Origin of the sequence: Actinomadura sp. SCN-SB (genome assembly GCF_043906805.1) — a bacterium.
In the GTDB taxonomy this organism is placed as follows: Bacteria; Actinomycetota; Actinomycetes; order Streptosporangiales; family Streptosporangiaceae; genus Spirillospora.
In genome coordinates this window covers 1-1,779 of sequence record NZ_JBIMPP010000152.1, presented here as the reverse complement: position 1 = coordinate 1,779, position 1,779 = coordinate 1, and the positions used below count along the sequence as shown (strand labels likewise).

Here is a 1,779-nt window from a genome sequence, read left to right as displayed (position 1 = left end):
GCAGTCCCGGCCCGTGATCCCAGACCTCGATCACCGCCAAGCCATCCCGCTCGTCCCGGAACACCCGCACCACGATGAACCCCGCCCCATGCTGGTAGGCGTTGGTCACCAGCTCAGTGACCACCACACGGCCGACGTAGTCATCCTGATGCCCCCACTCATGGAACCGCTCAGCAACGAACCGCCGAGCCGACACGGGAGCACGGTCCGTGGGATGAAGAACCAGCGTCGGGATCTCAGGTTCGCGGGCATGGGCGATCAGGCTTGACCTTGGAAACTTCTGGTGTGTCGTGGCCTTGCCCACGGGTCGGACCTGCCTTCCGGCCAAGGCCCCGGGGAGCGGTGTTCGCGCACCGTCCGGAGCCGTCCTTGTCGCTTGGCCAAGGCGTGCGCACTTCTGTATGTCTCCATCGCACCACGCACGCCCCGTTCAGCGCCTCATTGAATCCGTGTCGCGTGCCGTACAGAACGTGGACAATGGCGAGACGAGGGCGACACGTTCCGTGTCCACCTGTCGCGCGTGGTGAAGGACACCGCATGAGCGAGGACGACCGACCCGGCTGGGCAGTACGCATCCAGCACGAGCGCGAGGCGCGCGGATGGGGCAAATGGGAGATGGGCCGCCACCTGCTCAACGCGGTCGGCATCGACCCCACACCGACGCGGCTACGCACCCTCGCCCGGCAGATGCTGGAATGGGAAAAGGGCCATCACTTCCCCCGCGACTGGGCCGACCCCTACTCGGCCGCGTTCGATATCCCCCGTGATGAGCTGTTCGGCTCATCGAACGCCAGTTACGGGGAATCCTTTCTCCATGGCCCAGACTCCGAGGACGAGGATGTGAGACGGCGAACGCTACTCCGCATGCTCGCCACAGCCGCGATGACCGCCCCTCTTGGGCAGGAAAGCGAACGCCTCCGCACCGCGTTGCATGACGCCGTCGATACCTCCGCGACTGACCGGGATGCCGACGCCTGGGAACGAGTCGCCTTTGACTACGCCCACGAGGTTGGGCACGTACCCACTCCGCTTCTGCTGCCCGACCTACTGACTGACTTCGAGGAACTCAGCGCGCTCATCTCGCGGTCTCATGACGCGGTTCGAACCAGACTGATCCACTCGGCGGCACAACTGGCGGCCCTCACCGCGATCGCCTTTACCAATCTCGGGCGTGCCCGCAGTGCCCGCCGCTGGTGGCGAAGCGCAGCTCGCGCCGCCGACTCCTCCGGCAACCACCGCACGGCCGCGCTGGTGCGTGGCAGGCAGGCGGTGTTCTCCCTGTACGAGGACCGATCGCCACTATCAATCCTCGATGTCGCCGAGGAGGCCATCTCCATCGGCCGGAATACCCCCTGCGCAGGCGTCGCAAGCGGCTACGCAGCCAAAGCCCAGGCTTGCGCCCAGCTTGACCGCCACCAGGAAGCCCACGAGACACTGGGGGAGCTGCACAAACTGTTCGAGCGGCTTCCAGATGAGGTCACCTCGGATCGCTCGTCCCAATGGGGATGGTCTGCCCAACGTCTCCACCATGTCGCCAGCCACGTCCACACCCACGCCGGAGACCTCGCACGTGCCACCCCTGCCCAGGATCAAGCGCTCGCCCTGTACCCCGAGCGGAACTATCAGGGGCGTACCCAGGTCGAGCTACACCGCGCAGGCTGCCTGATGCGTGCCGGTGATGTCGACGAAGGCGCACGACACACCGTGCAGGTCCTAGAGCGGTTGCCCTCCGAGTTCAGCAGTGATGGCCTTCTACGCCGTACCGCCATGCTCTCACTG

2 protein-coding genes are annotated in these 1,779 nt (G+C 65.8%); one reads left to right on the top strand and one right to left on the bottom strand.

Annotated elements, in window-relative coordinates:
• The coding region (locus ACGWYJ_RS38785) for an ATP-binding protein (RefSeq protein ID WP_395111686.1) at window positions 1–304 on the bottom strand (304 nt) is incomplete at its 3' end.
• Between the two features lie 233 nt (window positions 305–537).
• On the opposite strand from ACGWYJ_RS38785, the gene ACGWYJ_RS38780 reads away from it, so the two are divergent.
• On the top strand, window positions 538–1,779 hold a 1,242-nt coding region (locus tag ACGWYJ_RS38780), incomplete at its 3' end, for a hypothetical protein (protein WP_395111684.1).